Genomic DNA, 25,362 nt, shown 5'->3' on the forward strand with positions numbered 1-25,362 from the left:
ACGCCCCGCCGCAAGGCGGGGCGTTCCATCCGCAACATCAACCCCACAGGAGTAAAACCATGACTGCAAACTACAAGCGCCTCGACAAAGACCAGGCCGCCGTATTGCTGGTGGATCATCAGGCAGGGCTGCTTTCGCTGGTGCGTGATATCGATCCCGATCGGTTTAAAAACAACGTGCTGGCGCTGGGTGATTTAGCGAAGTACTTCAACCTGCCGACCATTCTCACCACCAGTTTCGAAAACGGCCCCAATGGCCCGCTGGTGCCGGAACTGAAAGCCCAATTTCCCGATGCTCCCTTTATTCCGCGCCCCGGCCAGATCAACGCCTGGGACAACGATGACTTCGTCAAAGCGGTAAAAGCCACCGGCCGCAAGCAGCTGATCATCGCCGGCGTAGTGACCGAAGTGTGCGTGGCATTCCCGGCGCTGTCGGCGCTCAATGAAGGTTTCGAGGTCTTTGTGGTGACCGACGCCTCCGGCACCTTCAATGAGCTGACGCGTCAGTCGGCCTGGAGCCGCATGGAAGCCGCCGGTGCGCAGCTGATGACCTGGTTCGGCGTCGCCTGCGAGCTGCACCGTGACTGGCGTAACGATATCGAAGGGCTGGGCACGCTGTTCTCCAACCATATCCCGGACTACCGCAACCTGATGACCAGCTATAACACGCTGACGAACGGTAAGTAACGCGACGACCCTTTACCCAACCTTTCGCCTTTCATCACGTTAGACACGGGATGTAAGCAAAACGCAGTGAGGCGAAAAGGTAGCGAAAAGCGGCTTTCTCATGGGCCGGGGGCGGGGTAGCGTAATCCCGAACCCGGCAAATGAGGCTAATTCAATGAAACAAGCAATCAAGATCCTGGCGCTGCCCTGCATGGGCATGGCGCTATTGTTCAGCGCGAGCGCGATGTCGGCGCCTGAGAAGCCTGCGGCCAACGCGTTGCCGCCTTTGATGGATGCGCCGATGCGCATGCCGCCTTTCCCGGGCGGGCACCCGCCCAAGCCGGGATTCTGCCACGGCGGCGAGCTGTTCTGCGCCACCTCGGCCAGCGACAATCCGGTGGAAACCATCAACAAACTGACGGCGGTAATCCCGGCGGGCAGCGCCAAACATTACGAAGTGCGCGTCGCGGTGGTGGCCGTGCCTGACGCGCCGCCTGCGTCTTAACGAGCCCTGTCATCCCGTCCTGGCCTGGGCGCGCCAGGCGCGTTAGGCTAAGGAGAGCGGTTCTCGGGAGGCGGGATGACCCTTTTATCACAGCTGCCTTATCTCCAGCCCGGCGATCGCGCGCTGTTGTTCGACGGCGAATGCAATCTGTGTCACGGGCTGGTGAGATACCTTATTCGCGCCGATCGGCAGCGGCGCATTCTGTTGGCGACGGTGCAATCCGTCGAAGGGCAGGCGATCCTGCAGGCGCTGGGATTGCCGACCGATCGATTCGATTCCGTGGTCTATGTTGAGCAGGGGCGCTGTTGGCTACGTTCGGCGGCGTTGTTTCAGGCGCTGCGCCAATTGGGATGGCCGTACCGCGCGCTGGCGCTGGCGCGTTACCTGCCGCCGCGACTGGCGGACAAGGTCTATGATGCGGTCGCCGGCAATCGCTACCGGCTGTTTGGCCGCAACGACGGTAGCGGCCTGCCGGGCGCCGATCAGCCCGGGCGTTATCTGTCTCGGCGGCGGGAGCCGCCGGCCTGAGCTTTACGCTTCTTTACCATCCAATCGCTTGAAATATCAGCACTCCAACTCCATATAATGGAACGTTCAACCAACAAGGAGCGCGTATGGGAATCAGTGAAGAAGAGCGCATTCGCCGTTTGACCCAGGAGAAAAACGACATGGGCAATACGGCGAAATGGGTGGCGATCGTTTCCGCCGTGTACTTTGCCTTGATGGTGTTTTACGGCCACCCGACCGGCGTGTTGGCGATGTCGGGCGCGGTGTTCATCGTGTCGACCACGACCTGGCTAAAGAAGCGTCAGAAGGTCAAATCTTATCGCATGGCATTGGCCAAAATCAGCGACGATCAGCCCTGATAGTCGCCGCGCTTTAGTGTGTACACCAGGCTCGGCGCGGCGCCGGGCACGTCATCCAGCGTATCCACCCGCCGCATGCCGATCTTTTCCAGCACTCGCCACGACGCCTGATTCTCCGCTCGCACAATGGCGGAAATTTCCTCCATCGCCAATCCGACAAAACCATATCGCAGCGAAGCCCGCGCCATCTCGGTGGCCAACCCCATGCCCCAGACGCGTGTATCGAATCGATAGCCGAGGTTCACGGTGCGCTGCGCGCCGAGCGGTTTCCAGGACAATCCGCCAAAGCCGATAATCCAATCCGGCCGTTCGCGCAGGGCGATCGCCCAGGAACCGTAACCGTGTTGTTGCCACCCGAAAATCCTCTCTTGCAGCGCCGAGGCGGCCTGCGCTTCGCTGGTGAGCGGGCCGGCGGGATTGAAACGCTGGGTTTGCGGATCGCCGAAGATGGCGTAGAAACGTGCGAGATCCGCCATCACCGGCGGGCGCATCTGCAGGCGTTCGCTGAAAAAAGGGTCTGAAGGAGTAAGGCTCATCATCGTTTCTCCCGGCTGGATAAATGAACAGTGTTCACTGTAGACCAGATTGGTGAAACGGGAAATCCCCCTCTGCGGGTGAGAGGGGGCGAAGGGAATTACAGGAAGGAGTCGTCGTCGTCGCTGTAATCGTCGTCGGCGTAATCCGTGTCGTCCTGATAGCTGGCGTTCTGGAAGCCGTTGTCCTGGTTCAGGAAGCTGCCACCATCGCCGTTGTTGAAGGTATCGAGGTTGTTGGAGGCGTCGAAATTGCGCATTGCGCTGTCGTCCAGCGGCGCCGGGGTTTCCTCGATAATATTTACGATTTCCTGTGGTTGCGAATGGCGGAACATGCCGGTCAGCATGTCGGCCAACACCACGCCGCCAGCGACGCCCGCCGCCGTTTGCAAGGCGCCTCCCAGGAAGCCGCCGGCGCGTGAAGGCGCCGCCTGCTGCGGTTGGGCATAGGCAGGCTGCTGCTGCTGCGCGTAGCCCCCCTGCTGCGCGTTGTTCCAGGCCGCCGTATTTTGCTGCTGTGCCTGATACTGTTCGCGCGGGCTTGGCGTGCGGCTGCCGCCGCCGAACAGACCGGCCAGGAAGCCGCCGCTGCTCTGCTGGCCGTTGGCGGTTTGCTGCAGCTGTGCCACCTGAGCCTCCAGCTCTTTGACCCGCTGATCCATCTGCTTGAGCGCCGCCTCCTGAATAATCATCGCCTGCGCCATGTAATAAGGGGCGGAAGGCTGCTCGCGAATATGCTGGTTGATTTGCTGCTCTGCCTGGAGATCCCGTGGGCCCGTCTTGGTCTCGGCGTCTTTCAGGCGGCCAAACAGACCATCGATAAGGCGTTGTTCTTCGGATTGCATAGGAGTACCTCAGGAGATAAATAACGGTGCTGGATGATCATTATCATCGGTATTAATCACCCTAGCGCGTTTACATGAACCAATAAATAAATGGCGGGTAAACTTGCCTATGAATTTGTTACCAATTGCGGCAGCGGGATGAGCATCACCAGCTTCAAACCGGCGTGTTCTGCCGGGTGGAAGGTCAGTTGGCGATAGCGCAGTGCGCCTTGCCGAGAATGTTCGAACGCTCTTTCGCCGCCTTCGCGCGCCATGACGTCATGTTGCTTCCACCAGTGATTAAAGTCCGCGCTGTTGTGCGTCATGTTGCGCACGAAGGCGCGCATCTCTTCGGTATTTTGATGATGGCTGGTCTCGGCGCGAAACTCGGCCACCACGCGGCGAGCGCGTTCCTCCCAATCGCTGACCAGCGTTTTCGCCAACGGGTGGAAGAACATGAAGTGCAGCAGGTTGGGGCTGTTGGCCACATCCAGCCAGCCGCTGAACAGCGCCGCCGCCTGCGGGTTCCAGGCGACGACGTTCCAGGTCACGTCCAGCAGGTAGCAGGGCACCGTCATCTGGTGCACGCTTTGCAGCACCGCGTCGTTGGCGGTTTCGCGGTGTGTTTCCTGCTCGGGGTCGGCGACGCGCGCGAGGGTAAACAGGTAGTGGCGTTCGGCCGGGCCGAGCCGCAGCGCCTTGGCGATGCGTGCCAGCGTATAGGGGGAAATGGATACCTCGCGGCCCTGTTCGATCCAGGTATACCAGGTGGCGCTGATGCCGCTGATTTGCGCCAGCTCTTCGCGCCGCAGGCCGCTGGTGCGACGGCGCGAGGAGCTGGGCAGGCCGAGCATTTCCGGCGTGATGCGTTCGCGGTGCGCCCGCAGGAACGCGCCGAGGGCCTTTGGCCCGGATAAGGCTTCTGATGTCATAGCGTGGTACCTATTTATACCAGGATAACTGCTCATATTGTACCCGTATAGTAGCCTGATTATAGTAGCCGAAAGCCTTCAGGCACAGGCGCAAGCCGGATAATAACGGGAGCAAACATGAGCATCAGCAACAGCCATAAAAATGCGGTAGACCGGCAGTTCGGCGAGCAGGCCAACGCCTACTTAACCAGCGCGGTACACGCGCAGGGCAAGGATTTGCAACGCCTTGCACAGTTACTGGAGCCGCACGCCGACGCGCGCCTGCTCGATCTGGGCTGCGGCGCCGGGCACGCCAGCTTCACGGCGGCGGCCAGGGTGACGCAGGTGGTGGCCTACGATCTGTCGGCGCAAATGTTGGCGGTGGTGAAGCAGGCGGCGGCGGAAAAAGGCCTGAATAACATTCAGCTGCAGCAGGGCGTGGCCGAGTCTTTACCGTTTGAAGACGCCAGCTTCGATCTGGTCATCAGCCGCTATTCGGCGCACCACTGGCACGACGTCGGCCAGGCGCTGCGCGAGGTCAGGCGGGTACTCAAACCGGGCGGCAGAGCGATCTTTATGGACGTGGTCTCGCCGGGGCATCCGCTGCTGGATATCTACCTGCAAACCGTGGAAGTGCTGCGCGACACCTCGCACGTGCGCAATTATGCGCCGGGCGAGTGGCTGACGTTATTGACCGAAGCCGGGTTGGTGGTGCGTGAGGTGACGTCGGATCGCTTGATGCTGGAGTTCGGCAGCTGGGTGGCGCGCATGCGCACGCCGGCGCATTTCGTTACCGCGATCCGCGCGCTGCAGCAAAGCGTGTCGCAGGAGGTGGCGGCGCATTTCGCCATTCAGCCGGACGGCTCCTTTACCAGCGATATCATGATGTTTGCAGTGACGAAGGGCTGAAAGCAACGGGGCAGCCGATGAAGGCTGCCCCGTGAAACGCGATCGACTGCGATACGCTTATTTTTTGTCTTCCAGCAGGCAGCGGTAGATCAGGCCGCCGATAATGCCGCCGACCAGCGGCACCAGCCAGAACACCCACAGCTGCTGCAGCGCCCAGGTGCCCTGGAAGATCGCTACGCCGGTGCTGCGCGCCGGGTTGACGGAGGTGTTGGTCACCGGGATGCTGATCAGGTGGATCAGCGTCAGCGTCAGGCCGATCGCCAGCGGGGCAAAGCCTGCCGGCGCGCGCTTGTCGGTCACGCCGTGAATAACGATCAGGAAGAAGGCCGTCAGCACCAGCTCAATCACGATCGCGGCTTGCAGAGAATAACCGCCCGGTGAGTGTTCGCCGTAACCGTTGGAAGCGAAGCCGCCTGCGGTGGCGTCGAAACCGGCTTTGCCGCTGGCGATCAAATACAGCACCGCCGCTGCGGCGATACCGCCGATGACCTGAGCGATAACGTAAGGAATCACGTCTTTCGCCGCGAAACGGCCGCCGGCGAATAAGCCGACGGTGACCGCCGGGTTAAAATGCCCGCCGGAAATATGGCCGACGGCATAGGCCATCGTCACCACGGTCAAACCGAAAGCGAGCGCGACGCCGAGGAAACCAATACCCAGCTGTGGGAATGCCGCTGCCAATACTGCGCTACCACAACCACCAAACACCAACCAAAATGTGCCAAAAAATTCAGCAAAAAGTCGCTTTGACATAGATTCCATCCTGCGGAATAGACTAACGGGCGTTAGCACTAAAAACTATAGAACAGCTTTTTGAGTTCATGCAGATATTCTATAGAATTTTCTTAATGCACCTTGAATAACGGCGGTATTAAATCCCTGGTATTTTATTTTGTCTATGAGAAAAACACCGTTTTTCCCCGTGCCGACGTGCGTTTGCCGTTTTTTTTATCTTTACTATAAGAATTTACCCTAAGCAAAATGGCGGGGTATTTTCGGGCGGTTTTTTCCAGCGGTTTTCTCCATTCAATACGCTCAGGTTAATTGCTAATTTCTATTTGCCAGCCAACCTTATTGCTTGTTTTACATTTGACGCAGCGCCTGTTGTCATCTAAGTGTCATGCTAAATTAATATCTTCTTCTGCCTGATAACGCTTCATTCAACCTCGGGTAAAAACATGAGAATAAAATCGCTCTCCCTGCTGTTGGCTTCGCTGTTTCCTGTATTCACCTACGCTGCAGATATTGAGGTGGCGCGTTATGTGGTCGGCTTCCCCGGCGGGGAGCGCGTCGCCTATCAGGGGGCGTTTGCCAAGCATTTCCCGCAGGGGCTGCCGGTGGGGATCGGCTCAGGGCTGTCGTTCAATCGCAAGCAGGGCGACGATCTGGTGCTGACGACGCTGACCGATCGCGGCCCGAATGCTGATGCCCCTGCGGTGGGCAAGCAAGAAGCCAAGATTTTCGCCAATCCGCAATTCACGCCTCTGTTGATGGATATTCGCATCGGCGGCGGCAAGGCCGTGGCCGAGAATGCGCGGCCCTTGCATGACGAAAAAGGGCCGATTAGCGGGCTGCCGCTGCCGAGCGAGCTGATTGGTTCCACGAACGAAGTGGCGTTGAACGACGCGCTGCAACCGCTGTCCGGCGATCGCCGCGGGTTGGATACCGAAGGCATCATCGGTGATGGCAACGGCGGCTATTGGCTGTGTGACGAGTATGGCCCGTTTCTGATCCACGTCGACGACAAAGGCAAAATTCTCGCCAAATATGGCCCAACGCCGCAGGCCGGCGAGCAGGCGGTGGCGAGCGGTTTGCCGAACATCCTGAAGTGGCGCCAGCCTAACCGCGGTTTTGAGGGGCTGACTCGGATGCCGGATGGGCGCATTCTGGCGGCGGTGCAGAGCACGCTGGATGTCGATGGTAAAGGCAAAAACAAGGCGCAGTTTACCCGGCTGGTGAGCTTCGATCCGCGCAGTGGCAAAACTGCGATGTATGGCTATCCCATCGATATCGACCGCTATAAAAAAGCCAAAGACGCCAAGATTGGCGATGTCGTGGCGTTGGACAACCAGCGCATCCTGTTGATTGAACAGGGAACCGGTAAAGATAAGACGATGATCAACAAGATCTATCTGGTGGATCTCGCGCAGGCCAGCGATCTGAGTACGTTTGATGGCCAGGATAAAGCGCTGGAGTTCGACGACGCGCAAGATCTGGCTAAACGCGGCGTGAAGCTGGCGCAGAAACGGGAAGTGGCGGATCTGCGCCAGTTGGGCTGGCGCCAGGAGAAAGCGGAAGGGCTGGCGCTGATCGACGATCGCACGCTGGCGGTGATCAATGACAACGATTTCGGCTTGCAGGCGAAGCTGGTGGATGCGTCGCCAAAGAGCAAAAAAATCGGCGACTACCAGTTGGAGAAAGAAGGGCGGTTGAGCCTCGACGGCGACAAGACCGACGCCCGTATCGAATTGCGCCCTCTGGAGCAGCCGGAGTCGCTGAGCGAGCTCTGGGTGCTCACCTTGCCGCAACCCTTGAAGTGATCGAGAGGGGGCGACAGCGCCCCCGTTCGCTTCAGGCTTCCGCGTGCCGCTGCGGCGCTCTGCCGCGCGAGATGCTCTCCCACACCGCCACCACCACCATGATCAGCGTCGTCAGGCCATTGACCATCAGCAGATCGGTTAAATAGGCGACAGGGGCCAATACCGCCAACGCCAGCAGCCCAACCAGGTGCGACAGCGGGAAGCGGCGATACACCAGCCGTTTATACAGCGCGTTGGCGAACAGGTAGAGCGCCGGGCCGAGCAGTAGCACCGCCGCCGTGGCGTGTTGGATGCGGCCATCGGGATGGGCGATCACCAGCTCGTTGGCCACGGCGCAGACGATGATGGCACCCACCAGCGCGACGTGCACGTAGTGGAAATAAGCGCCCAGCTGGCCGGGGTTTTCCGCCTGGCTGATGGCGTGGCTGCCTGCTTTGCTGCTGGTGTCGAAGTAAACCCACCACATCGCCAGGCTGCCGAGAAAGGCCACCAGCGAGGCGATGAGCACCGGCAGACTCCAGCTTTCCATCTCGCTCAGGGTGGCGCCGGTGATCAGAATGGTTTCCCCCAGCGCCACGATAACGAACAGCTGGCAGCGCTCCGCCAGATGGTGGCCTTCGATGGTCCATTCGCTGCTGCTGTCCGAGCGCCCCAGCACCGGCAGACGGAAGCCGAACATCGGCGAGACGTATTCGCACAAGACGGCGATCGCCCACAGCGCCAGGCGGGCGTTGCCTTCCTCCAGCCCACCGGCGATCCAGAAGACGGCGGAGATGCACAGCCAGCCGAGGATGCGGCGAAAGTTCTGTTTCAACGGGTGACCAGGCGCCAGCAGGCGCAGCACCGTGACAGAGCGGCCGACCTGAATGGCGACATAGAACAGCGCGAAGATCAGGCCGCGCTCGCCAAACGCCTGTGGCAGCGCGGCGGCGGCGAACAGCCCCAGCAGCATGATCGCGAACAGCAGCAGGCGGATCTGACGGGTATCCGGATTGAACCAGTTGGTGACCCAGGCGGTGTATTGCCAGGCCAGCCAGACGGCGAACCACAGCAGCAGGGTTTCCAGCGCGCCGGTCAGCGTCAGATGATGCAACAGATAGTGGGAGAGTTGGGTCACGGCGAAAACGTAGATCAGATCGAACAGCAGCTCGGAAAATGACACCGAAGCGCCCTGACCGTCACGCACGCGCAGCAGGTTTTGCGACATAAGCGTTCTTCCTTAAAAGGGTAAGCCACAAAATCAGCGTAGCTCAGCGCGCTCCGGTGGGTAAAAAATCTTAAATAGACGCAGCGCGCGTTCTTTCTTTCACCCTGCCTTTAATTGTTCATCAAATAGGGGTAAGGTGAAGCCTATAAAGCCACTCTCGCCTGAAAATACACACCTGCTCTCACTTCCTCCTTATTCTCCTCACAATGATTGATGTTCTTTACGTTGCATGACGTCCGTTTTCATTGGCTGGCGGATAATTAACATCACTGACAACGAGCTAATAAACAAGAACACCTGGAGTCAATCATGAAACTCATCCCAAGCATCGCAGCCGTATTGATCGCCGCCGCTTCCTTCTCCACTTTCGCCGCGCCGCTGTCGTCGGTGAAACAGGTCAACAGCGAGCAGGCCGCCAATCTGCAAAGCATCGGCGTCGTGTCGGTTTCCGGCATTAGCGGCTCACCGCATGATGCCATCACCGCCCTTAAAGAAAAAGCCGCGGCGGACGGCGCCAGCCATTATCGCATTATCGGTCTGGACACCCCCGGGGATTCCAGCAACTGGCGCGGCAATGCGGAAATTTATCGCTAAGCATTGGTTTTTTTACGCTCTGGCCGCGGCAACGCGGCCAATAAAATAAACGGTCGCAATAATTATCTGAATAGTCGGTGTATAAAAGACTTATTCTCAGGTCATTATTACGGCCGTTTTTCTTTGCGTGCCGTTGATGAGGTTGCATTTTATTACAACTGTGTCTGCCGCTTTCGGAATCATGTTAATGATTACTTAAGAAATTCGGCTCACATTGAGGGCTTAACCCAAGGAGGCCTCAATGTTAAATGCGACCCGGCTGCAACTGATGAATCACTTCGCTTACCTGCAGCAATTTATGGCTTCACCGCGCACCGTCGGTACGCTGGCACCTTCTTCCCCGTGGCTGTGTCAGGCGATGCTGAACCAGATTGAATGGACCCGGGCGCTGTCGATCGCGGAACTGGGGGCGGCCGACGGGGTGTTGACCAAACGCATTTTGGGGCGGATGCGCGCCGATGCGGCGCTGGAGGCTTTCGAAATCCAGCCCCATTTCGTGCATCGGCTGCGCGGGATAGACGATCGGCGGCTGCAGGTGATGGGCCATTCGGCGACCCGGATGGCCACGGATTACGACGTGGTGTTTTCCTGCCTGCCTCTGCTGTCGATCCCGGTCAGGATCAGCGTGCGCATTCTTCAGCAGGCCCGGCAGCGGCTGCTGGCGCGCAACGGCACGCTGGTGCTGTTCCAATACAGCCACCTGTCGGAAAAATTGCTGTCCCGCTATTTTCACTGGAGGCGCCTGCGGGTGGTGCGCAACTTCCCGCCGGCGCTGGTGTATGTCTGTACGCCGCGTTAGCTACAGCGTTTTCGCCATCACCACCACGTCTTCGTCATGCTGCCGCCGGCGTTCCAGAGGTTGCCAACCCCAGCCGGCGTACAGCGCTTCCGATTTGTCGGTGATGAGATGCAGAACCGAGTGATGGCGCTGCCGTGCCGCCTCGACGATGGCCATTTCAAGACGGTGGGCGATGCCCTTGCGGCGGTGATCGGGATGCACGAAGACGCCGGCCAGCCACGGGGTGAGATCCTGGCGCTGATGGTCGTCGCTGGGCCACAGGCTGGCCATGCCCACCGGACGATCGCCGTCGATCATCATCAGCGTCAGGTGGTCGTCGCTTGGCCGGCTGCATTGGGCGAAACGCAGCTGGGTGCGCGCCAGCGAACCGCCGCGCTGTGAGCCCCATTGGCCGAAAGCCCAGGCGGCGCACACATCGGCAAACTGCGGGCACTCCGACAGCGGAATGATGCGTTGAGTCATGGCGGTCTCCCGGTTTTTTTGCTGTTTCCCCCTCCTATTTAACCGATTTTTCCGCCATTTTTTTAACTTTTTAAAGCCGCTATTTTAGCGGTTTCACGGTGTTTCACCGCGTGCCCGGCACCGTTTCCCGGATTTCTTTTGGCAATCGCGGCGTGGGATTGCAAGTGCTAATGAGAGTGATTATCATGCGCACACTATTTCCCCCGTTTCGGCTCAATCATGCGCAATTCCCTCATTTTACTGCTGCTTTCCCTGTGGTTCGGCGTGTTCTCCGCCCAGGCGAAGACGGTGACCGATATCACCGGCCGCCAGGTCGCGGTGCCGGACAACCCGCAGCGCATCGTGGTGGGGGAGAGCCGCATGCTGTATACGCTGGCGCTGCTGGAGCCGGGCAACCCGGCGCAGCGCATCATCGGCTGGCCGGCGGATCTGGCGCGCTTTGATGCGCAAAGCTGGCAGCTTTATACGCAGAAGTTTCCCCAGATAGCCCAGATCCCCGTCATCAGCGGCAATAACTTTCGCCAGGTCAACATCGAAAGCCTGCTGCAGCTGAAGCCGGATCTGGTGATCCTGGCGCGCTACGCGCGTGAAGACGGCGACAACGATCGGCTGGTTTCCGCACTGAGCAAGGCCGGCGTGGCGGTGATCTACGTCGATTTGCGCATCGATCTGCTGAACAACACCGTGCCGAGCGTGCGGCTGCTGGGCGAAGTGCTCAACCGCCAGCAGCGCGCCGAGCAATTCATCACGTTTTATCAGCAGCATATGGCGGTGGTTCAGCAACGGCTGGCGGGCTATCAGGGACCGAAGCCCAAAGTGATGCTGCACCTGCATCTGGGGCGGCGCGACACCTGCTGCACCACCGCCGCGCACGGCAATCTCGGCGATCTGCTGACCTTCGCCGGCGGCGACAACATCGCCAACGCCAGCGTCAAAGGGGTGTATGGCGAACTGAACCCGGAAACCATTCTGAGCGCCAATCCTGACGTGTACCTCGCCACCGGCATGGCCGGCCCGCAGGGCAAACGGCTGTCCGATCTGCGCCTCGGGCCGCAGGTCAGCCCACAGGAGGCCGCCGACAGCTTCCGCCGGCTGATCGCCAAACAGCCGATGCTGACCAACCTGCAGGCGGTGAAAAACCACCGCGCCTGGAGCGTCTGGCACAATTTTTACCTCAGCCCGTACCATGTCGTGCTGGTCGAGATGTTCGCCAAAGCGTTTTACCCGGATCTGTTCGCCGACATCAACCCGCAGCAGACCTTCCAACAGTTGTATCAGCAGTTTTTGCCGTTACCTTTTTCAGGGACCTATTGGAGTCAGTTAGATAATGAATAACAACAAGCGCGGCTGGTGGTGCGCATTGCCTTTGGCGGCCTGCGCGACATCGCCGGCGTGGGCGGCGGAAAAAGCCGCGCCGCAGGAAGAGAACCTGGTGGTGGTCGGCCGCAAAGACGCCGACGGCGTGCAGAGCTATCAGCCGTTGACCAGCGTCACCGGCACCCGCAGCGAAACCAACCTGCTGAATGTGCCGCAAGCGATCGACGTGGTGCCGCAACAGGTGATTGCCGATCAGGCTGTCAGCAGCCTGGACGAAGCGCTGTACAACGTCAGCGGCATTACCCAGGCCAACACGCTGGGGGGCACCCAGGACGCGGTAATGAAACGCGGCTTCGGCGACAACCGCGACGGCTCCATTCTGCGCGACGGCGTGCGTTCGGTGCAGGCGCGCAACTTTACGCCGACCACCGAGCGGGTGGAGGTGCTTAAGGGGCCTGCCTCGATGCTGTACGGCATGGGCGAGCCGGGCGGGATGATCAATATGATCACCAAAAAACCCCAGCTGCAGCAGCACACCCACGTGGAAGGTTGGGGCAGCAGCTTCAACGGCGGCGGCGGCCAGCTTGACGTTACCGGGCCGCTCGGCACGTCGGGATTTGCCTATCGGATGATCGTCGATCACGATGAAACCGACTACTGGCGCAACTTTGGCCGCAATCGCCAGACGGTGATCGCGCCCTCGCTGATGTGGTACGGCGAGAACACCACCGTGCGGTTGGCCTATGAACATATGGAATATCTGGTGCCGTTCGATCGCGGCACCATTATCGATTCGCGCACCGGCAAACCGGTGAATACGCCGCGCGATCGCCGTTTCGACGAAGCCTATAACGCCACCCGCGGCGATCAGGACAGCGTCACTCTGCAGATCGATCAAACGCTCAATGAGCGCTGGAAAAGCTCGCTGACCTACGCCTACAGCCGCAACAGCTACAGCGACAACCAGGCGCGCGCTACGGCGCTGAACCCGGAGAGCGGCGCATTGAGCCGCCAGGCCGACTCGACCGCCCATGCCGTCAGCCACGCCAACGCGGTGCAGCTGACGCTCAATGGCGACGTGGACTGGGGCAGCATCAACCACCAGATGCTGTTCGGCTTTGATTTTGAAGATAACCGTACCTACCGCGGCGACATGATCCGCGGTAAAAAGAACAGCGATTTCAATATCTATCATCCGGTATACGGCCTGATGCCGCCGTCGACCGCGGTCAGCGCCAAAGACAGCGACCAGCGGGAAAATCTCACCAGCTACGGCTGGTTTATGCAGGACTCCATCCAACTGACAGATAAATGGCTGGTGATGGGCGGGCTGCGTTACGACGCTTTCGACGTCTATGCCGGCAAGGGGCGGCCGTTCCAGACCAACACCGACAGCTCGGACGGCAAGCTGGTGCCGCGCGCCGGTGTGGTCTACAAGCTGACGCCTTACGTGTCGCTGTACAGCAGCTATACCGAGTCGTTCAAGCCGAACTCTTCCATCGCTACCCAAATTGATTCGCTGCCGCCGGAACAGGGCAAGTCATGGGAAGTCGGCGGCAAGCTGGCGCTGCCGAACGGCGTCACCGGCACGCTGGCGCTGTTCGACATCACCAAACGCAACGTGATGGTCAATGAGCTGGTGGAGGGCGAAACCGTGACGCGCACCGCCGGGCGCGTGCGTTCGCAGGGCGTGGAGCTGGACGTGGCCGGTAATCTTACCGACTCGCTGAGCCTGATCGGTTCCTATGCGTATACCGACGCCCGCGTGGTGGACGATCCGGACAACAAGGGCAAAGAGATGACCAACGTGGCGCGCCATACCGCCTCGCTGTTCCTGACCCAGAACCTCGGCAGCCTGGGCCTGTACAGCGGTGATGAGGTGCGCATTGGCGCCGGTGCGCGCTACGTAGGGCGCCGCCCGGGCGACGCCGCCAACAGCTTCTACCTGGATAATTACACCGTTGCCGATGCGTTCGCCGCTTACACCATGCCGATCAACGGCTATCGGGTGAAATGGCAGCTGAACGTGAAGAACCTGTTCGATAAAACCTACTATCCGTCCAGCGGCGGCAATCTGCGCGTGGCGGTGGGGGAACCGCGTGAGGTGGTGCTGCGCGGCAGTATCGATTTCTGAGCCACGGGCGGTGAAATTTGCTTAAATAACCGCCCCAACGTTAAGGAGAACCCATGAGCCTGCAGATCCGTTTGGCGCAGCAGCAGGATATCGCGCATCTGATGGCGGTTGAGCGCTCGGCGGCGCAATTGTTTCGCCAACAGCCGGAATGGCGCTTTATCGCCGAAGGCGAGGTGATGGCCCCGCAGCAGCATGCCGCGTTTATCGCCGAGCGCCGTGAATGGCTGGCGGAAAGCGACAACGGCGAGTGCGCCGGTTTTATCGCCGTGCTGGCTCAGGGGAAAGACTGGCATATCGCCGAATTATCGGTCGCCGGTGCCTGGCAACGGCAGGGCGTCGGCCGCCGCCTGATCGGCGCGGTGGCGGAAGAGGCCAAACGGCAGGGGGCCGACCGCCTGACGCTCACCACCTTCATTGAGGTGCCGTGGAATGCGCCTTACTACCGGCGGCTGGGATTCCGGCCGCTTGACGATGCGCGGCTCACGGTCGCCCTGCGGCGGCACCTGGATGAAGATCTGGCGCACGGCTTTGCCGTCGGCAGTCGCTGTGCCATGGAATTTACACTATCGTAAATATTGAAATACAGAGCGGGCAGGGTATGATGCTGCCACCACGCCATCGCACCCGCTCGGTATTTTGGTATGCAATGCACTCAAGTCACCGCATAAGGGACAACCCGTAATGACACAAACCCTGTTCATGATAGGCGCTCGCGGAGCCGGCAAGACCACGGTAGGCAGCGCATTGGCGCTGGCGTTGGGCTATCAGTTCGTCGATACCGATCTGTTTATGCAGCAGGCGGCGCAGATGAGCGTAGCGGAAATGGTCGAGCGCGAGGGCTGGTTGGGGTTCCGCCGCCGCGAGACCATCGCGTTGCAAACCGTGACCAAGCCGTCAACTATAGTTGCCACTGGCGGCGGCGCGATCCTGGCGGAGGAGAACCGTCAGTTTATGCGCCAGCATGGCACCGTTATCTACCTGCGCGCGCCGGCCAGAGTGTTGGCGCAGCGGTTGGAAGAGTACCCGGAAGATGCGCAGCGCCCGACGCTCACCGGCAGGCCGATCGCCGAGGAGATGCGCGAGGTGCTGGCCGCGCGCGAAGCGTTGTATCAGGAGGCCGCGCATTACGTGATGGATGGCGCCGCCGATCCGCAGCGGGTGGTGGAACAAATCCTCGCGGTGCTGCCGCGTGAGACGGTGAAGTAACCCTTTCTTCTCTTCGGGCGCTGGGCGCCCGTTTTCTTATTCCGCTTGCCGAGCCGGTGCAAAGTACGCCCCGGGCGTGACGCCGAAGCGGCGGCGAAAGGCGGCGATGTAGGCGCTGACGTTATCATAGCCGCAGGCGTCGGCCACCTCGCCAACCGCTTTGCCGCGTGATAATCCCTCCAGTGAACGCAACACCCGCGCCTGCTGGCGCCACAGCGCGAAGCTGATGCCGGTTTCCTGCAGAAAACGGCGGCTCAGGGTGCGCGGGCTGAGCCCGGCCCAGACGGCCCAGTCGCGCTGGCTGCGCGGGCTGGCGGGATCGTTCAGCAGCGCACGGGCGATGTTCAGCAACCGGGCGTCCTGCGGCAGCGGCAATTGCAGCGGCGCGCGGCTTGCCGCGTGCATTTCGTCCAGCAGCACCTGCAGCAGCCGCCGTTGCGGCGCACTCAGCGGGCCGGCGGGGAACTGCGCGATGCGCGCCACCAGGGCCTGCAACAGCGCAGAGGCCGTGAACAGCTGCGGCAGCGGCGGCATCTCCGGCACGCTTTCCCTCGGCAGATACAGACTCCAGCCCGCCACGTCGCCGCAGGCCAGCGCCTGATGGACGCATCCCGGCGGCAGCCAGCCCAGCGTGCCGCCGGTGATCGCCCATTGCCGGCCCGGGAGTTCCATTGCCAGCATGCCGCGCGTCAAGAGATAGATCTGGCCGCCTTCGTGCCGGTGCCAGGGCGTCAGGTGCTTTTTTTCATGCTGAAGGCGTTGGCTGCGGATCTGCGTCATGTTGGCCGTTTAACGTTATTGAAAGTCTTGATGTGGTTATTATGCCATCGCCTGGCCGGGATAGGATCGCCTTTCACCCTATTTCGGAGAAATGTGATGACTCAACTTACCCCGCTGAATCTGGTGCTCGATACGCTGCAGCAGGTGATCGCCAGCCCGGAGCATCGGCCGACGCAGCTCGCTGCCCGTTTCAGCGCAGGCTACCGCCAGCAGGTGGATGGCAAGGTGCTGAACTTCGAGCAGTTTGAGCAGCATATGGCGCTGCTGAAGCGGCAAACCCGCCGCATGACGCTGAGCGTGATCGCGGCGGCGGAGCAGGGCGAGGCGGTGCTGACCCACCATCTGGTCGAGGTGGAAAAGCGCGACGGTTCCCGCAGCCGCGTGCGGGTGCTGGCGCACTTCACCGTGCGTGAAGGGCGTATTTGCGCCTGCGACGAATTGACCGAGCTGTTGACGGGCGCCCCCGGCGATCGCGATCTTGGCTCGCGCGTGTCGGAATGAGGGCGACTGCTATACTTGCTACTGTGTGAAACACACGGGAGAACGGCATGCGCGAAAATGATCAACCTGCTTATCCGCGGAGCGCCCGCGTCGTAGAGGTGTTTCGGGGTGACCCGAACCTGCATCTGCGCCGTTTTGAAGTGCGCACCGACGACATTGAGCCGAATACGCTGCTCAGTGAACATGAAACCGAGCAGGAAGCGCTCGACGCCAAGCACCGCTATGAAGACGAGGCGCTAGAGCACTGACCTGCAGCCCAGCGGAAACCGGCGTCAGGCCGGTTTCCTGTTTATCCCCGCCGTAGCACATATTTCCCAGAACAATATTGATAATGATAATCATTTATGTGATTTTTATCGCCCCTATTGGGTGTTTCACTTCTGGGAAAAGAGATGTCCAATTCCGAGTTGCAGGCGCTGTTTCTGCGCCATATGCGGCCGCTGCAAGCCTATTTGAACGCCAAACTGCGCGACCCTCAGCTGGCCGCGGATTTGGCGCAGGAAAGTTTTACCCGCCTTACCGAGCAGTATCCGCAGGGTAACATTCTCGATATTGAGGCCTACCTGTATAAAACCGCCAAGAATCTGATGCTCGACCATCTGCGCCAGCAGCAGCGGCGGCAGACCGAAGCGGTCGAAGACGACATTCTGGCGCAGTATCCTTCGGGTGAACCGGCGCTTGAACAACGGGCGATCGATAGCCAACTGCTGCAGTTGTTACAGCAGGCGCTGGCGGACATGCCGCCGCGCACGCAGCAGATTTTCCGCCTTAACCGGCTCGATGGCCTGACCCAGGCGCAGGTGGCGGCGCAGCTGGGCGTGTCGCTCAGCACGGTGGAAAAACACCTGGCCAGCGCGCTGGAGCGGCTGATGGCGCGGATGGAAGAACAATAATGGCAATTTTTTTACGGGTTTATCCGCGCTCAGACGTCTTAACCTATAACCAGAAAAAACAGAGGTCTATGCCATTATGAAACCGCTAACCGCACAGGCGCGACAGCAGGCGGCCGCCTGGGCCGTGAGTCTGGCCGAAGGGGCGCTGCCGGCCGATCGGCGGCGAGCGTTGGACGCCTGGCTGGCCGCCGATCCGCAGCATCCGGCGGCGCTGCGTCAGGCTCGCCTGCTATGGACGACGCTTGGGCAACTGCCGCCTGAGCAGCGGCAGGCGTTACAACCGCAGGTGGCGGCGCTGAAAACGCCATCTCGCCATCGATGGCCCCGCTGGGCGGTGGCAGCGGCGGTGGCGCTCGCCGTTTCATTCGGCGTTTATCGCGGGCCGGATCTGTGGATCGGCCTGCAGGCCGATTATCAAACCGTTCGCGGTGAGGTGCGCGAAGTTGCGTTGCCGGACGGCAGCCGGGTGGCGTTGGACAGCGGCAGCGCGATCGCGCTGGCGTATTCCGCAGACGAGCGCAAGGTGCGGCTGCTGAGCGGCGCCGCCTATTTTATCGTCGCGCCGTTGGGCGGGGCGGAACGTCGCCCTTTCAGGGTGGAGGCGAAAAACGGCGTCACCCAGGCGCTGGGCACCGAGTTCAGCGTGGCGCGCACTGAACAGGGCGTCGACGTCAGCGTGCATCAGCACAGCGTGCGGGTGACGCTTGAGCGCGGCGAGCGCTCGCTGGTGGTCGCGCAACGCCAGGCGGCGCATTACCGCAACGGGCAGCTGCAGCTGACGCGGCAAACGGCCGGTGATGACGCCTGGCGACGCGGCTGGCTGGTGATCGACCGCCAACCGCTGACGCAGGCGCTCGCGCAGCTCAACCGCTATCGCGAGACCCGCATCGTGGCGGTCAATCCCACGCTAAGAACGCGCACGGTCAGCGGCGTGTTCGCGCTCAATAAACTCGACGACGGCGTCGGCGCCATTCGTCAGGAACTCTCCGCCCGCCAACTGAATCTCCCCGGCATCACATTGCTTTACTGAGCGGCCAAGGCGGGCCGGGATGCCCGTTTCGCCGCTATTTTCACTTTCTGTAAAAAATCTTTACGGGTTTTTGCCTCCCGGAACGTCCTTATGTTTAAACGAGATTGATTTCCATTATCACTTGGTTTGGCATTCTTTCGGGTGGAACACACACGCATGTTTATTCACAAGGGAACCACGCCGGCCGGCCGATTGGCCACGGCGGTACGCGCCGCGCTGGCGGCGATGATGTTGACTCAGCCGGCGGTAGCGCTCGCCGCCCAGGCTGAGGCGAGCAGCGCGCAGGCCGCGCAGCAAAAGAATTTCAACATTGCGGCGCAGCCGCTGCAGAGCGCCATGTTGCGCTTCGCCGAGCAGGCCGGCATGCAGGTGTTTTTTGACGAGGTGAAACTCGATGGCATGCAGGCGGCGGCGCTGAACGGCAGCATGAGCGTAGAACAGGGCCTGCGGCGCTTGATCGGCGGCAATCCGGTGGCTTTCCGCCTGCAGCCGCAGGGGCAGATCGTATTGAGCCGGCTGCCGACGGCGAACGGCGACGGTGGCGCGCTGGCGTTGGACAGCCTGACGGTGCTGGGCGCCGGCGGCATCAACGCCAACGATTGGGTTTACGACGAACCGCGCTCGGTCAGCGTCATCAGCCGCGAACAGATGGACAACCGCCCGGCGCGACACGCGGCCGATATTCTGGAGCAGACTACGGGAGCCTATTCCAGCGTCAGCCAGCAAGATCCTGCGCTGTCGGTCAACATCCGCGGCATACAAGACTATGGCCGGGTGAACATGAATATCGACGGCATGCGGCAGAATTTTCAAAAGAGCGGCCATGGCCAGCGTAATGGCACCATGTACATCGATTCCGAACTGCTGTCCGGCGTGACCATCGACAAGGGCACCACCGGCGGCATGGGCAGCGCCGGCACGCTCGGCGGCATCGCCACCTTCAATACCGTCAGCGCGAGCGATTTCCTGGCGCCGGGCAAAGAGCTGGGCGGCAAGCTGCACGCCAGCACCGGCGATAACGGCACCCACTTCATCGGCAGCGGCATACTGGCATTGGGCAACGAAACCGGCGATATCCTGCTGGCCGCCAGCGAACGCCACCTCGGCGACTATTGGCCCGGCAACAAGGGTGACATCGGCAACATTCGCATCAATAACGACACCGGCAATTACGATCGCTACGCCGAGAGCATCAAGAACAACAAAATCCCCGACACCCATTACCGCATGCACTCGCGGCTGGCCAAGGTGGGCTGGAATCTGCCCGCCAACCAGCGCCTGCAGCTGAGTTATCTGCAGACCCAGACCGCATCGCCGATCGCCGGCACCTTGACTAACCTGGGCACTCGCCCGCCCTATGAACTGGGCTGGAAACGCACCGGCTACACCGACGTGATGGCGCGCAACGCGGCGTTCGACTACAGCCTGGCGCCGGAAGACGTCGACTGGCTCGATTTTCAGGCCAAGCTGTATTACGTCGATACTCAGGACGACAGCGACACCTACAGCACCAGTTCGCTGCTGGACAACGGCTACGCGACGCGCACCCGCCTGCGTACCTATGGCGCACAGGCGCAAAACACCTCGCGCTTCAGCCTGGCGCCGGGGCATGACTTCCGCGCCAATTACGGGCTGGAGTTCTATTACGACAAAGCGACCAGCGACTCTTCTCGCCAAGGCATGGAAGGGGTGACGCCGGCCGGCAACCGTTCGGTAGCCAGCCTATTCGCCAATCTGACCTACGACTACGACGGCTGGCTGACGTTGGAAGGCGGGCTGCGTTACGACCGCTATCGCCTGCGCGGCCAGACCGGCCTGAGCTATCCGGATTTGGCCAAGGATGGGCAACGCTACACGATTGACAATCCTTGCAAAGCGTTGCGTCTGACCGGCTGTTCAACCACCACCCGCGAAGATTGGGACGTGGATCGCGATCAGGGCAAGCTGTCGCCGACGCTGGCGGTGGCGGTGCGCCCCGGCGTGGAGTGGCTGGAGCTGTATACCACCTACGGCAAATCCTGGCGGCCGCCGGCGATCACTGAAACGCTGACCAACGGCAGCGCGCACAGTTCTTCCACGCAATACCCCAATCCGTTCTTGCAGCCCGAGCGTTCGCGCGCCTGGGAAGTCGGGTTCAACGTGCAGCAGCCGGATCTGTGGTTTGAGGGCGATCGGTTGGTGGCCAAGGTGGCCTACTTCGACACCAAAGTGGATAACTACATCAACCTGGCGATAGATCGCAATAAACCGGGGCTGGTGCAGCCGAGCATCGGCAATGCCGCTTACGTCAACAATCTGTCGAAAACCCGCTTCCGCGGGCTGGAGTACCAGCTCAACTATGACGCCGGGGTGTTCTACGCCGACCTGACCTACACCCACATGATCGGCAAAAACGAGTTCTGCTCGAACAAGGCCTGGTTGGGAGGGCGTCTGCGCTACGGCGACGGCTCGCGCCGCGGGAACTTCTATGTTGAGCCTGATGCCGCTTCCAATGACTTCGTCACGTGTGATGGGGGGACGCAGTTCGGCTCCGCCGCCTACCTGCCGGGCGATCGCGGTTCGGTGACGCTGGGCGGGCGTGCCTTCGATCGCAAGCTGGACGCCGGGGTGACCGTACGCTTTGCGCCGGGTTATCAGGACAGCTCGGTACCGTCCAACTACCCGTACCTGGCCGACTGGCCGAAGTACACCCTGTTCGATCTGTACGCCAGCTACAAGCTGACCGACAGCCTGACGCTGCGCGGCTCGGTGGAGAACCTGACCAACCGCGCCTATGTCGTCAGCTACGGCGAGACGTTGGCCAATACCCTGGGGCGCGGCCGCACCGTGCAGGGCGGGGTGGAATACCGTTTTTAAGCAGTAAAAGGGCGTTGCTCATCCTTGAGCACAAGGGCCGCCTCGCAAGGGGCGCCGTTCATCAATGGAGATAGAGAAATGGCATTTTCAGTCAATTATGACAGCAGCTTCGGCGGTTACAGCATTCATGACTATCTGGGCCAGTGGGCTTCGACATTCGGTGATGTCAATCACACCAACGGCAATGTCACCGACGCCAACAGCGGCGGCTTCTATGGCGGCAGCCTGTCCGGTAGTCAGTATGCCATCAGCAGCACGGCAAACCAGGTGACCGCCTTCGTGGCGGGCGGCAACCTGACCTACACGTTGTTCAACGAACCGGCGCATACCTTGTACGGCCAGCTGGATTCCCTGTCCTTCGGCGACGGTTTGAGCGGTGGCGATACATCGCCGTACAGCATCCAGGTGCCTGACGTCAGCTTTGGCGGCCTGAACCTCAGCAGCCTGCAGGCGCAGGGTCATGATGGCGTGGTGCACCAGGTGGTGTACGGCCTGATGTCCGGCGATACCGGCGCGCTGGAGACCGCGCTGAACGGCATCCTCGACGACTACGGCCTGAGCGTCAACTCCACCTTCGATCAGGTGGCGGCGGCGACGGCGGTGGGCGTGCAGCACGCCGACAGCCCGGAACTGCTGGCGGCCTGATCGCGGCCGTTTGCCCGCCGGCGCCGTGCGCCCCGGCGGGCGTTTTCTCGTTTTTAGCCGATGGAAAACGCCATGAAAAACGCCGTCAGGCGCGGAGAAGTGATGAGCGTGCTGGCCGCATACCGGCGCGGATTTTGGGGCATCGCGCTGTTTACCGCGGTGATCAACCTGCTGATGCTGGCACCGGCGCTGTACATGCTGCAGGTCTACGATCGCGTGTTGCCGTCGGGCAACCGCATGACGCTGGCGATGCTGACCCTGATGGTGGTCGGCCTTTACCTGTTTATGGGGCTGCTGGAGTGGGTGCGCAGCCAGGTGGTGATCCGCCTCGGCGCCCAGATGGATATGCGCCTCAATCAGCGAGTCTACGACGCCGCCTTCGAAACCAATCTGAAAACCGGCAACCCGCTGGCGGGGCAGGCGCTGAACGATCTGACCAACCTGCGCCAGTTCGCCACCGGTAATGCGCTGTTCGCCTTTTTCGATGCCCCCTGGTTCCCGGTTTATCTGCTGGTGGTTTTTCTGCTCCACCCCTGGCTTGGCGCGTTGGCCAGCGCCGGAGTAATCGTGCTGGTGCTGCTGGCCTGGCTCAATCAGCGGGTGTCGCAAGCGCCTCTGGCGGAGGCCGGCCGGGTCGCGCTGAGCGCCACACAGCAGGCCAACGGCAATCTGCGCAACGCCGAAGCCATCGCCGCCATGGGGATGCTGACCGACTTGCGCCTGCGTTGGCTGCGGCAGCATCAGCAGTTCCTGCTGTTGCAGAACCGCGCCAGCGAGAAAATCGCCGCCGTCACCGCCTGGTCGAAAACCGTGCGGCTGGCGCTGCAGTCGCTGATGCTGGGCTGCGGCGCGCTGTTGGCGGTCAGCGGTGACATTACGCCGGGCATGATGATCGCCGGATCGATCCTGATCGGCAGGGTGCTGGGGCCGATCGATCAGCTGATCGGCGCCTGGAAGCAGTGGTCATCGGCGCGCCAGTCCCTGCAGCGTCTGGAGGTGATGCTGGCCGCTAACCCGCCACGAATACCGAGTCTGCCGCTGCCGGCGCCCGGCGGCGCATTGACCGTGAGCCAGTTGACCGCCAGTGCGCCCGGCGGCACGGCGCCGGTGTTGCATGGCGTCAGTTTTCGTCTGGAAGCCGGCGAGGTGCTGGGCGTGATTGGCGCGTCCGGCTCCGGCAAAACGTTGCTGATGCGCCAACTGGTCGGCGCGCTGACGCCGATCAGCGGCGACGTGCGGCTGGACGGTGCAGACATTCAACAGTGGGACAAGCAACAACTCGGGCCGCATATCGGCTACTTACCGCAGGATATCCAGCTGTTCGCCGGCACCTTGACGGACAACATCGCCCGCTTTGGCCAGGTCGACGCCGAGAAGGTGGTGGCCGCGGCGGCGCTGGCCGGCGTGCATCAGCTGATCCTGCATTTACCGAAAGGCTATGAGACCGAGCTGGGTGAAGGCGGCAGCGGCCTGTCCGGAGGCCAACGTCAACGGGTGGCGCTGGCGCGCGCGCTGTATGGATCTCCGGCGCTGGTGGTGTTGGACGAACCGAATGCCAACCTCGATCGCGAAGGGGAAGAGGCGCTGCAGAGGGCGATCGAAGCGCTAAAGGCGCGCGGCACCACTATCGTGTTGGTGACCCACAAACCGGCGATCCTGGCGACCACCGACAAATTACTGGTGCTGACCGCCGGCCAGGTGCAGCACTTCGGCCCCAGCGACGCCATCCTGAAAAAACTGCCTGGTTTTGCGCCCGCCGCTGCCGCCGCTCCGGCCAATACCGGGCGCAGCAACGGCGGCTTCAACGTCAATTACGCCAATTTCGCCAAAACGGCCAGCGGTGAACGAAAAGTATGAGCAATCAGAGTGTGATCCCCGGCGATATCGACACCCTTTCCCGCCAGTTTGACGAAGGGCGCCATCTGCGGCTCGGCGGCTGGCTGGTGCTGCTGGGATTTGGCGGCTTCCTGCTCTGGGGGCTGTTGGCGCCGTTGGATAAGGGCGTGCCGGTTTCCGGCAGCGTGGTGGTGGCCGGTAACCGCAAGGCGGTGCAGCACCCGAGCGGCGGCGTGGTATCGCAGATTCAGGTGCATGAGGGTGACCGGGTCCGCGCCGGGCAGGTGCTGTTACTGATGGATACCGTCGACAGCCGGACCCAGCGCGATGCGCTGCGCAGCCAGCAGTTGAGCAACGCCGCGCAGCAGGCGCGGCTGCAGGCCGAGCGCGACGGTCTGCAGGCGATCGCTTTCCCGCCATTGCTGCAAGCGCGGCGAGAAGAGCCGGAGGTGATGTCGCTGATGCTGCTGCAACAACAGCTGTTCACCAGCCGCCGTGCGGCGCTGCAGAGCGAGCTGGCGGCGATCGCGGAGAGCATCGCCGGATCGCAGGCGATGTTGGAAGGGGTTCGGCAGTCTTACGCCAGCAAGCAACGGCAAAAGGCCATGTTGCAGGAGCAACTGAGCGGCATGCGCAAGCTGGCGGCGCAGGGGTATGTGGCGCGCAATCGGCTGTTGGATCTGGAAGGGCAGCATGCGCAGATCGACGGCCAGGCGTCCGAGGATACCGGGAATATCGGCCGCCTGGGCCGCCAAATCCTGGAGCTGAAACTGCGGGCGATCCAGCGGCGGGAGGAGTATCAGAAAGAGGTCAGCAGCCAATTGGCCGAGGTACGGATGAAGCTGGACGAGCTGGATAACCGCTTGGCCAAGGCGGAGGCCGATCTGGGGCATACGCAGGTGAAAGCGCCGGTGGCGGGCACCGTGGTGGGGTTGAGCGTGTTCACCGAAGGCGGCGTGATCGGCGCCGGTCAGCAACTGATGGAGATCGTGCCCAGCGATCGCGGGCTGCAGGTGGAGGCGCGTATTCCGGTCGAACTGATCGACAAGGTGCAGGTGGGACTGCCGGTCGAACTGTTGTTCTCGGCGTTCAACCAAAGCACCACGCCGCGCGTCGAGGGCGAAGTGACGCTGGTCGGGGCCGATCGCCTGACCGACGAGAAAAGCGGCGCGCCTTATTACAGCGTGCGCGCCAAGGTCAGCGAAGAAGGATTGCAACGTTTGAACGGGTTGGAGATCCGCCCGGGGATGCCGGTTGAAGGGTTCATCCGCACCGGCGAGCGTTCGATGATGAACTATCTGTTCAAACCGCTGACCGATCGCCTTCATTTGGCGCTGACGGAAGAGTGA

27 protein-coding genes are annotated in these 25,362 nt (G+C 61.4%); 20 read left to right on the top strand and 7 right to left on the bottom strand.

The window, feature by feature from the left end; translation table 11 throughout:
* The first annotated feature begins 59 nt into the window (after window positions 1-59).
* From ycaC to ACTJJ6_RS10235, 4 genes are all read left to right on the top strand, one after another.
* A complete protein-coding gene (ycaC, locus tag ACTJJ6_RS10220) occupies window positions 60-686 on the top strand; it encodes an isochorismate family cysteine hydrolase YcaC (protein ID WP_004928476.1) in 627 nt (208 codons plus the stop codon).
* 154 nt (window positions 687-840) lie between these two features.
* Window positions 841-1,170: a hypothetical protein gene (locus ACTJJ6_RS10225; RefSeq protein ID WP_049299703.1), complete on the top strand. Its 330-nt coding sequence runs from the start codon at window positions 841-843 to the stop codon at window positions 1,168-1,170.
* A gap of 75 nt (window positions 1,171-1,245) precedes the next feature.
* The gene (locus ACTJJ6_RS10230; protein WP_049299702.1) at window positions 1,246-1,698 is read left to right on the top strand and encodes a thiol-disulfide oxidoreductase DCC family protein; all 453 of its coding nucleotides are present in this window, start codon (window positions 1,246-1,248) and stop codon (window positions 1,696-1,698) included.
* A gap of 86 nt (window positions 1,699-1,784) precedes the next feature.
* Complete coding sequence (locus tag ACTJJ6_RS10235) at window positions 1,785-2,036, top strand: hypothetical protein (protein WP_016928917.1); 252 nt, start codon at window positions 1,785-1,787, stop codon at window positions 2,034-2,036.
* On the opposite strand, the gene ACTJJ6_RS10240 is transcribed toward ACTJJ6_RS10235, so the two are convergent.
* From ACTJJ6_RS10240 to ACTJJ6_RS10250, 3 genes are all read right to left on the bottom strand, one after another.
* On the bottom strand, window positions 2,027-2,575 hold the full coding sequence (locus tag ACTJJ6_RS10240; RefSeq protein WP_440801314.1) for a GNAT family N-acetyltransferase: 549 nt from the start codon (window positions 2,573-2,575) through the stop codon (window positions 2,027-2,029). The two genes, ACTJJ6_RS10235 and ACTJJ6_RS10240, sit on opposite strands and share 10 nt — an antisense overlap.
* Window positions 2,576-2,670: 95 nt before the next feature.
* Window positions 2,671-3,414, bottom strand: a complete 744-nt coding sequence (locus tag ACTJJ6_RS10245) for a DUF2076 domain-containing protein (protein ID WP_049299701.1) — start codon at window positions 3,412-3,414, stop codon at window positions 2,671-2,673.
* A 107-nt stretch (window positions 3,415-3,521) separates the two neighbouring features.
* A complete protein-coding gene (locus ACTJJ6_RS10250) occupies window positions 3,522-4,325 on the bottom strand; it encodes a helix-turn-helix transcriptional regulator (RefSeq protein WP_016928914.1) in 804 nt (267 codons plus the stop codon).
* A 117-nt stretch (window positions 4,326-4,442) separates the two neighbouring features.
* Between ACTJJ6_RS10250 and ACTJJ6_RS10255 the strand changes: the two genes are divergently transcribed.
* Window positions 4,443-5,213, top strand: coding sequence for a class I SAM-dependent methyltransferase (locus tag ACTJJ6_RS10255; protein WP_143778585.1), 771 nt, complete (start codon window positions 4,443-4,445; stop codon window positions 5,211-5,213).
* Window positions 5,214-5,270: 57 nt separating this feature from the next.
* On the opposite strand, the gene aqpZ is transcribed toward ACTJJ6_RS10255, so the two are convergent.
* A complete protein-coding gene (aqpZ, locus tag ACTJJ6_RS10260; RefSeq protein WP_004940529.1) occupies window positions 5,271-5,966 on the bottom strand; it encodes an aquaporin Z in 696 nt (231 codons plus the stop codon).
* Between the two features lie 425 nt (window positions 5,967-6,391).
* On the opposite strand from aqpZ, the gene ACTJJ6_RS10265 reads away from it, so the two are divergent.
* Window positions 6,392-7,753: an esterase-like activity of phytase family protein gene (locus ACTJJ6_RS10265; protein ID WP_049299699.1), complete on the top strand. Its 1,362-nt coding sequence runs from the start codon at window positions 6,392-6,394 to the stop codon at window positions 7,751-7,753.
* Window positions 7,754-7,784: 31 nt separating this feature from the next.
* On the opposite strand, the gene ACTJJ6_RS10270 is transcribed toward ACTJJ6_RS10265, so the two are convergent.
* Window positions 7,785-8,960 carry a low temperature requirement protein A gene (locus ACTJJ6_RS10270; protein ID WP_016928910.1) on the bottom strand — a complete coding sequence of 392 codons (1,176 nt, stop codon included), beginning with the start codon at window positions 8,958-8,960 and terminating at the stop codon, window positions 7,785-7,787.
* Window positions 8,961-9,269: 309 nt separating this feature from the next.
* On the opposite strand from ACTJJ6_RS10270, the gene ACTJJ6_RS10275 reads away from it, so the two are divergent.
* Window positions 9,270-9,554, top strand: a complete 285-nt coding sequence (locus tag ACTJJ6_RS10275; protein WP_004940519.1) for a YdgH/BhsA/McbA-like domain containing protein — start codon at window positions 9,270-9,272, stop codon at window positions 9,552-9,554.
* Window positions 9,555-9,795: 241 nt separating this feature from the next.
* The gene (locus tag ACTJJ6_RS10280; protein ID WP_016928909.1) at window positions 9,796-10,353 is read left to right on the top strand and encodes a class I SAM-dependent methyltransferase; all 558 of its coding nucleotides are present in this window, start codon (window positions 9,796-9,798) and stop codon (window positions 10,351-10,353) included.
* Here ACTJJ6_RS10280 and ACTJJ6_RS10285 read toward each other — a convergent pair whose 3' ends face one another.
* On the bottom strand, window positions 10,354-10,815 hold the full coding sequence (locus tag ACTJJ6_RS10285) for a GNAT family N-acetyltransferase (protein WP_049299698.1): 462 nt from the start codon (window positions 10,813-10,815) through the stop codon (window positions 10,354-10,356).
* A gap of 219 nt (window positions 10,816-11,034) precedes the next feature.
* On the opposite strand from ACTJJ6_RS10285, the gene ACTJJ6_RS10290 reads away from it, so the two are divergent.
* The 4 genes from ACTJJ6_RS10290 to aroL all read left to right on the top strand — a co-directional run bounded on the left by ACTJJ6_RS10290 (window position 11,035) and on the right by aroL (window position 15,472).
* Complete coding sequence (locus ACTJJ6_RS10290; protein ID WP_048795154.1) at window positions 11,035-12,150, top strand: ABC transporter substrate-binding protein; 1,116 nt, start codon at window positions 11,035-11,037, stop codon at window positions 12,148-12,150.
* Window positions 12,143-14,266, top strand: coding sequence for a TonB-dependent siderophore receptor (locus tag ACTJJ6_RS10295; protein ID WP_049191782.1), 2,124 nt, complete (start codon window positions 12,143-12,145; stop codon window positions 14,264-14,266). The genes ACTJJ6_RS10290 and ACTJJ6_RS10295 overlap by 8 nt, the downstream gene beginning before the upstream one ends.
* A 53-nt stretch (window positions 14,267-14,319) precedes the next feature.
* Window positions 14,320-14,838, top strand: coding sequence for a GNAT family N-acetyltransferase (locus tag ACTJJ6_RS10300; protein WP_049299697.1), 519 nt, complete (start codon window positions 14,320-14,322; stop codon window positions 14,836-14,838).
* 109 nt (window positions 14,839-14,947) lie between these two features.
* Entirely contained in the window at window positions 14,948-15,472 is a 525-nt protein-coding gene (gene aroL, locus ACTJJ6_RS10305; RefSeq protein WP_049299696.1) for a shikimate kinase AroL, read from the top strand.
* A gap of 36 nt (window positions 15,473-15,508) precedes the next feature.
* Here the strand turns inward: aroL and ACTJJ6_RS10310 are convergent, their stop codons facing one another.
* Complete coding sequence (locus ACTJJ6_RS10310) at window positions 15,509-16,252, bottom strand: helix-turn-helix domain-containing protein (RefSeq protein WP_049299695.1); 744 nt, start codon at window positions 16,250-16,252, stop codon at window positions 15,509-15,511.
* 96 nt (window positions 16,253-16,348) lie between these two features.
* Between ACTJJ6_RS10310 and ACTJJ6_RS10315 the strand changes: the two genes are divergently transcribed.
* From ACTJJ6_RS10315 to ACTJJ6_RS10350, 8 genes are all read left to right on the top strand, one after another.
* Window positions 16,349-16,753 (top strand): nuclear transport factor 2 family protein, encoded by a 405-nt coding sequence (locus tag ACTJJ6_RS10315; RefSeq protein ID WP_033641170.1) that lies wholly within the window; start codon window positions 16,349-16,351, stop codon window positions 16,751-16,753.
* 47 nt (window positions 16,754-16,800) lie between these two features.
* Window positions 16,801-17,001: a YaiA family protein gene (locus tag ACTJJ6_RS10320; RefSeq protein WP_015376810.1), complete on the top strand. Its 201-nt coding sequence runs from the start codon at window positions 16,801-16,803 to the stop codon at window positions 16,999-17,001.
* Window positions 17,002-17,145: 144 nt separating this feature from the next.
* Window positions 17,146-17,646, top strand: a complete 501-nt coding sequence (locus tag ACTJJ6_RS10325; RefSeq protein WP_025301723.1) for an RNA polymerase sigma factor — start codon at window positions 17,146-17,148, stop codon at window positions 17,644-17,646.
* A gap of 76 nt (window positions 17,647-17,722) precedes the next feature.
* On the top strand, window positions 17,723-18,676 hold the full coding sequence (locus tag ACTJJ6_RS10330; protein WP_049299694.1) for a FecR family protein: 954 nt from the start codon (window positions 17,723-17,725) through the stop codon (window positions 18,674-18,676).
* Between the two features lie 156 nt (window positions 18,677-18,832).
* The gene (locus ACTJJ6_RS10335; RefSeq protein WP_049299693.1) at window positions 18,833-21,532 is read left to right on the top strand and encodes a TonB-dependent receptor; all 2,700 of its coding nucleotides are present in this window, start codon (window positions 18,833-18,835) and stop codon (window positions 21,530-21,532) included.
* Between the two features lie 78 nt (window positions 21,533-21,610).
* Window positions 21,611-22,177: a hemophore HasA gene (locus ACTJJ6_RS10340; protein ID WP_016928898.1), complete on the top strand. Its 567-nt coding sequence runs from the start codon at window positions 21,611-21,613 to the stop codon at window positions 22,175-22,177.
* 72 nt (window positions 22,178-22,249) lie between these two features.
* Window positions 22,250-24,034 carry a type I secretion system permease/ATPase gene (locus ACTJJ6_RS10345; RefSeq protein WP_033634212.1) on the top strand — a complete coding sequence of 595 codons (1,785 nt, stop codon included), beginning with the start codon at window positions 22,250-22,252 and terminating at the stop codon, window positions 24,032-24,034.
* Window positions 24,031-25,362 carry an HlyD family type I secretion periplasmic adaptor subunit gene (locus ACTJJ6_RS10350; protein WP_033641167.1) on the top strand — a complete coding sequence of 444 codons (1,332 nt, stop codon included), beginning with the start codon at window positions 24,031-24,033 and terminating at the stop codon, window positions 25,360-25,362. The genes ACTJJ6_RS10345 and ACTJJ6_RS10350 overlap by 4 nt, the downstream gene beginning before the upstream one ends.

Origin of the sequence: Serratia sp. 22278 (assembly GCF_052045405.1) — a bacterium.
In the GTDB taxonomy this organism is placed as follows: domain Bacteria; phylum Pseudomonadota; class Gammaproteobacteria; order Enterobacterales; family Enterobacteriaceae; genus Serratia; species Serratia marcescens.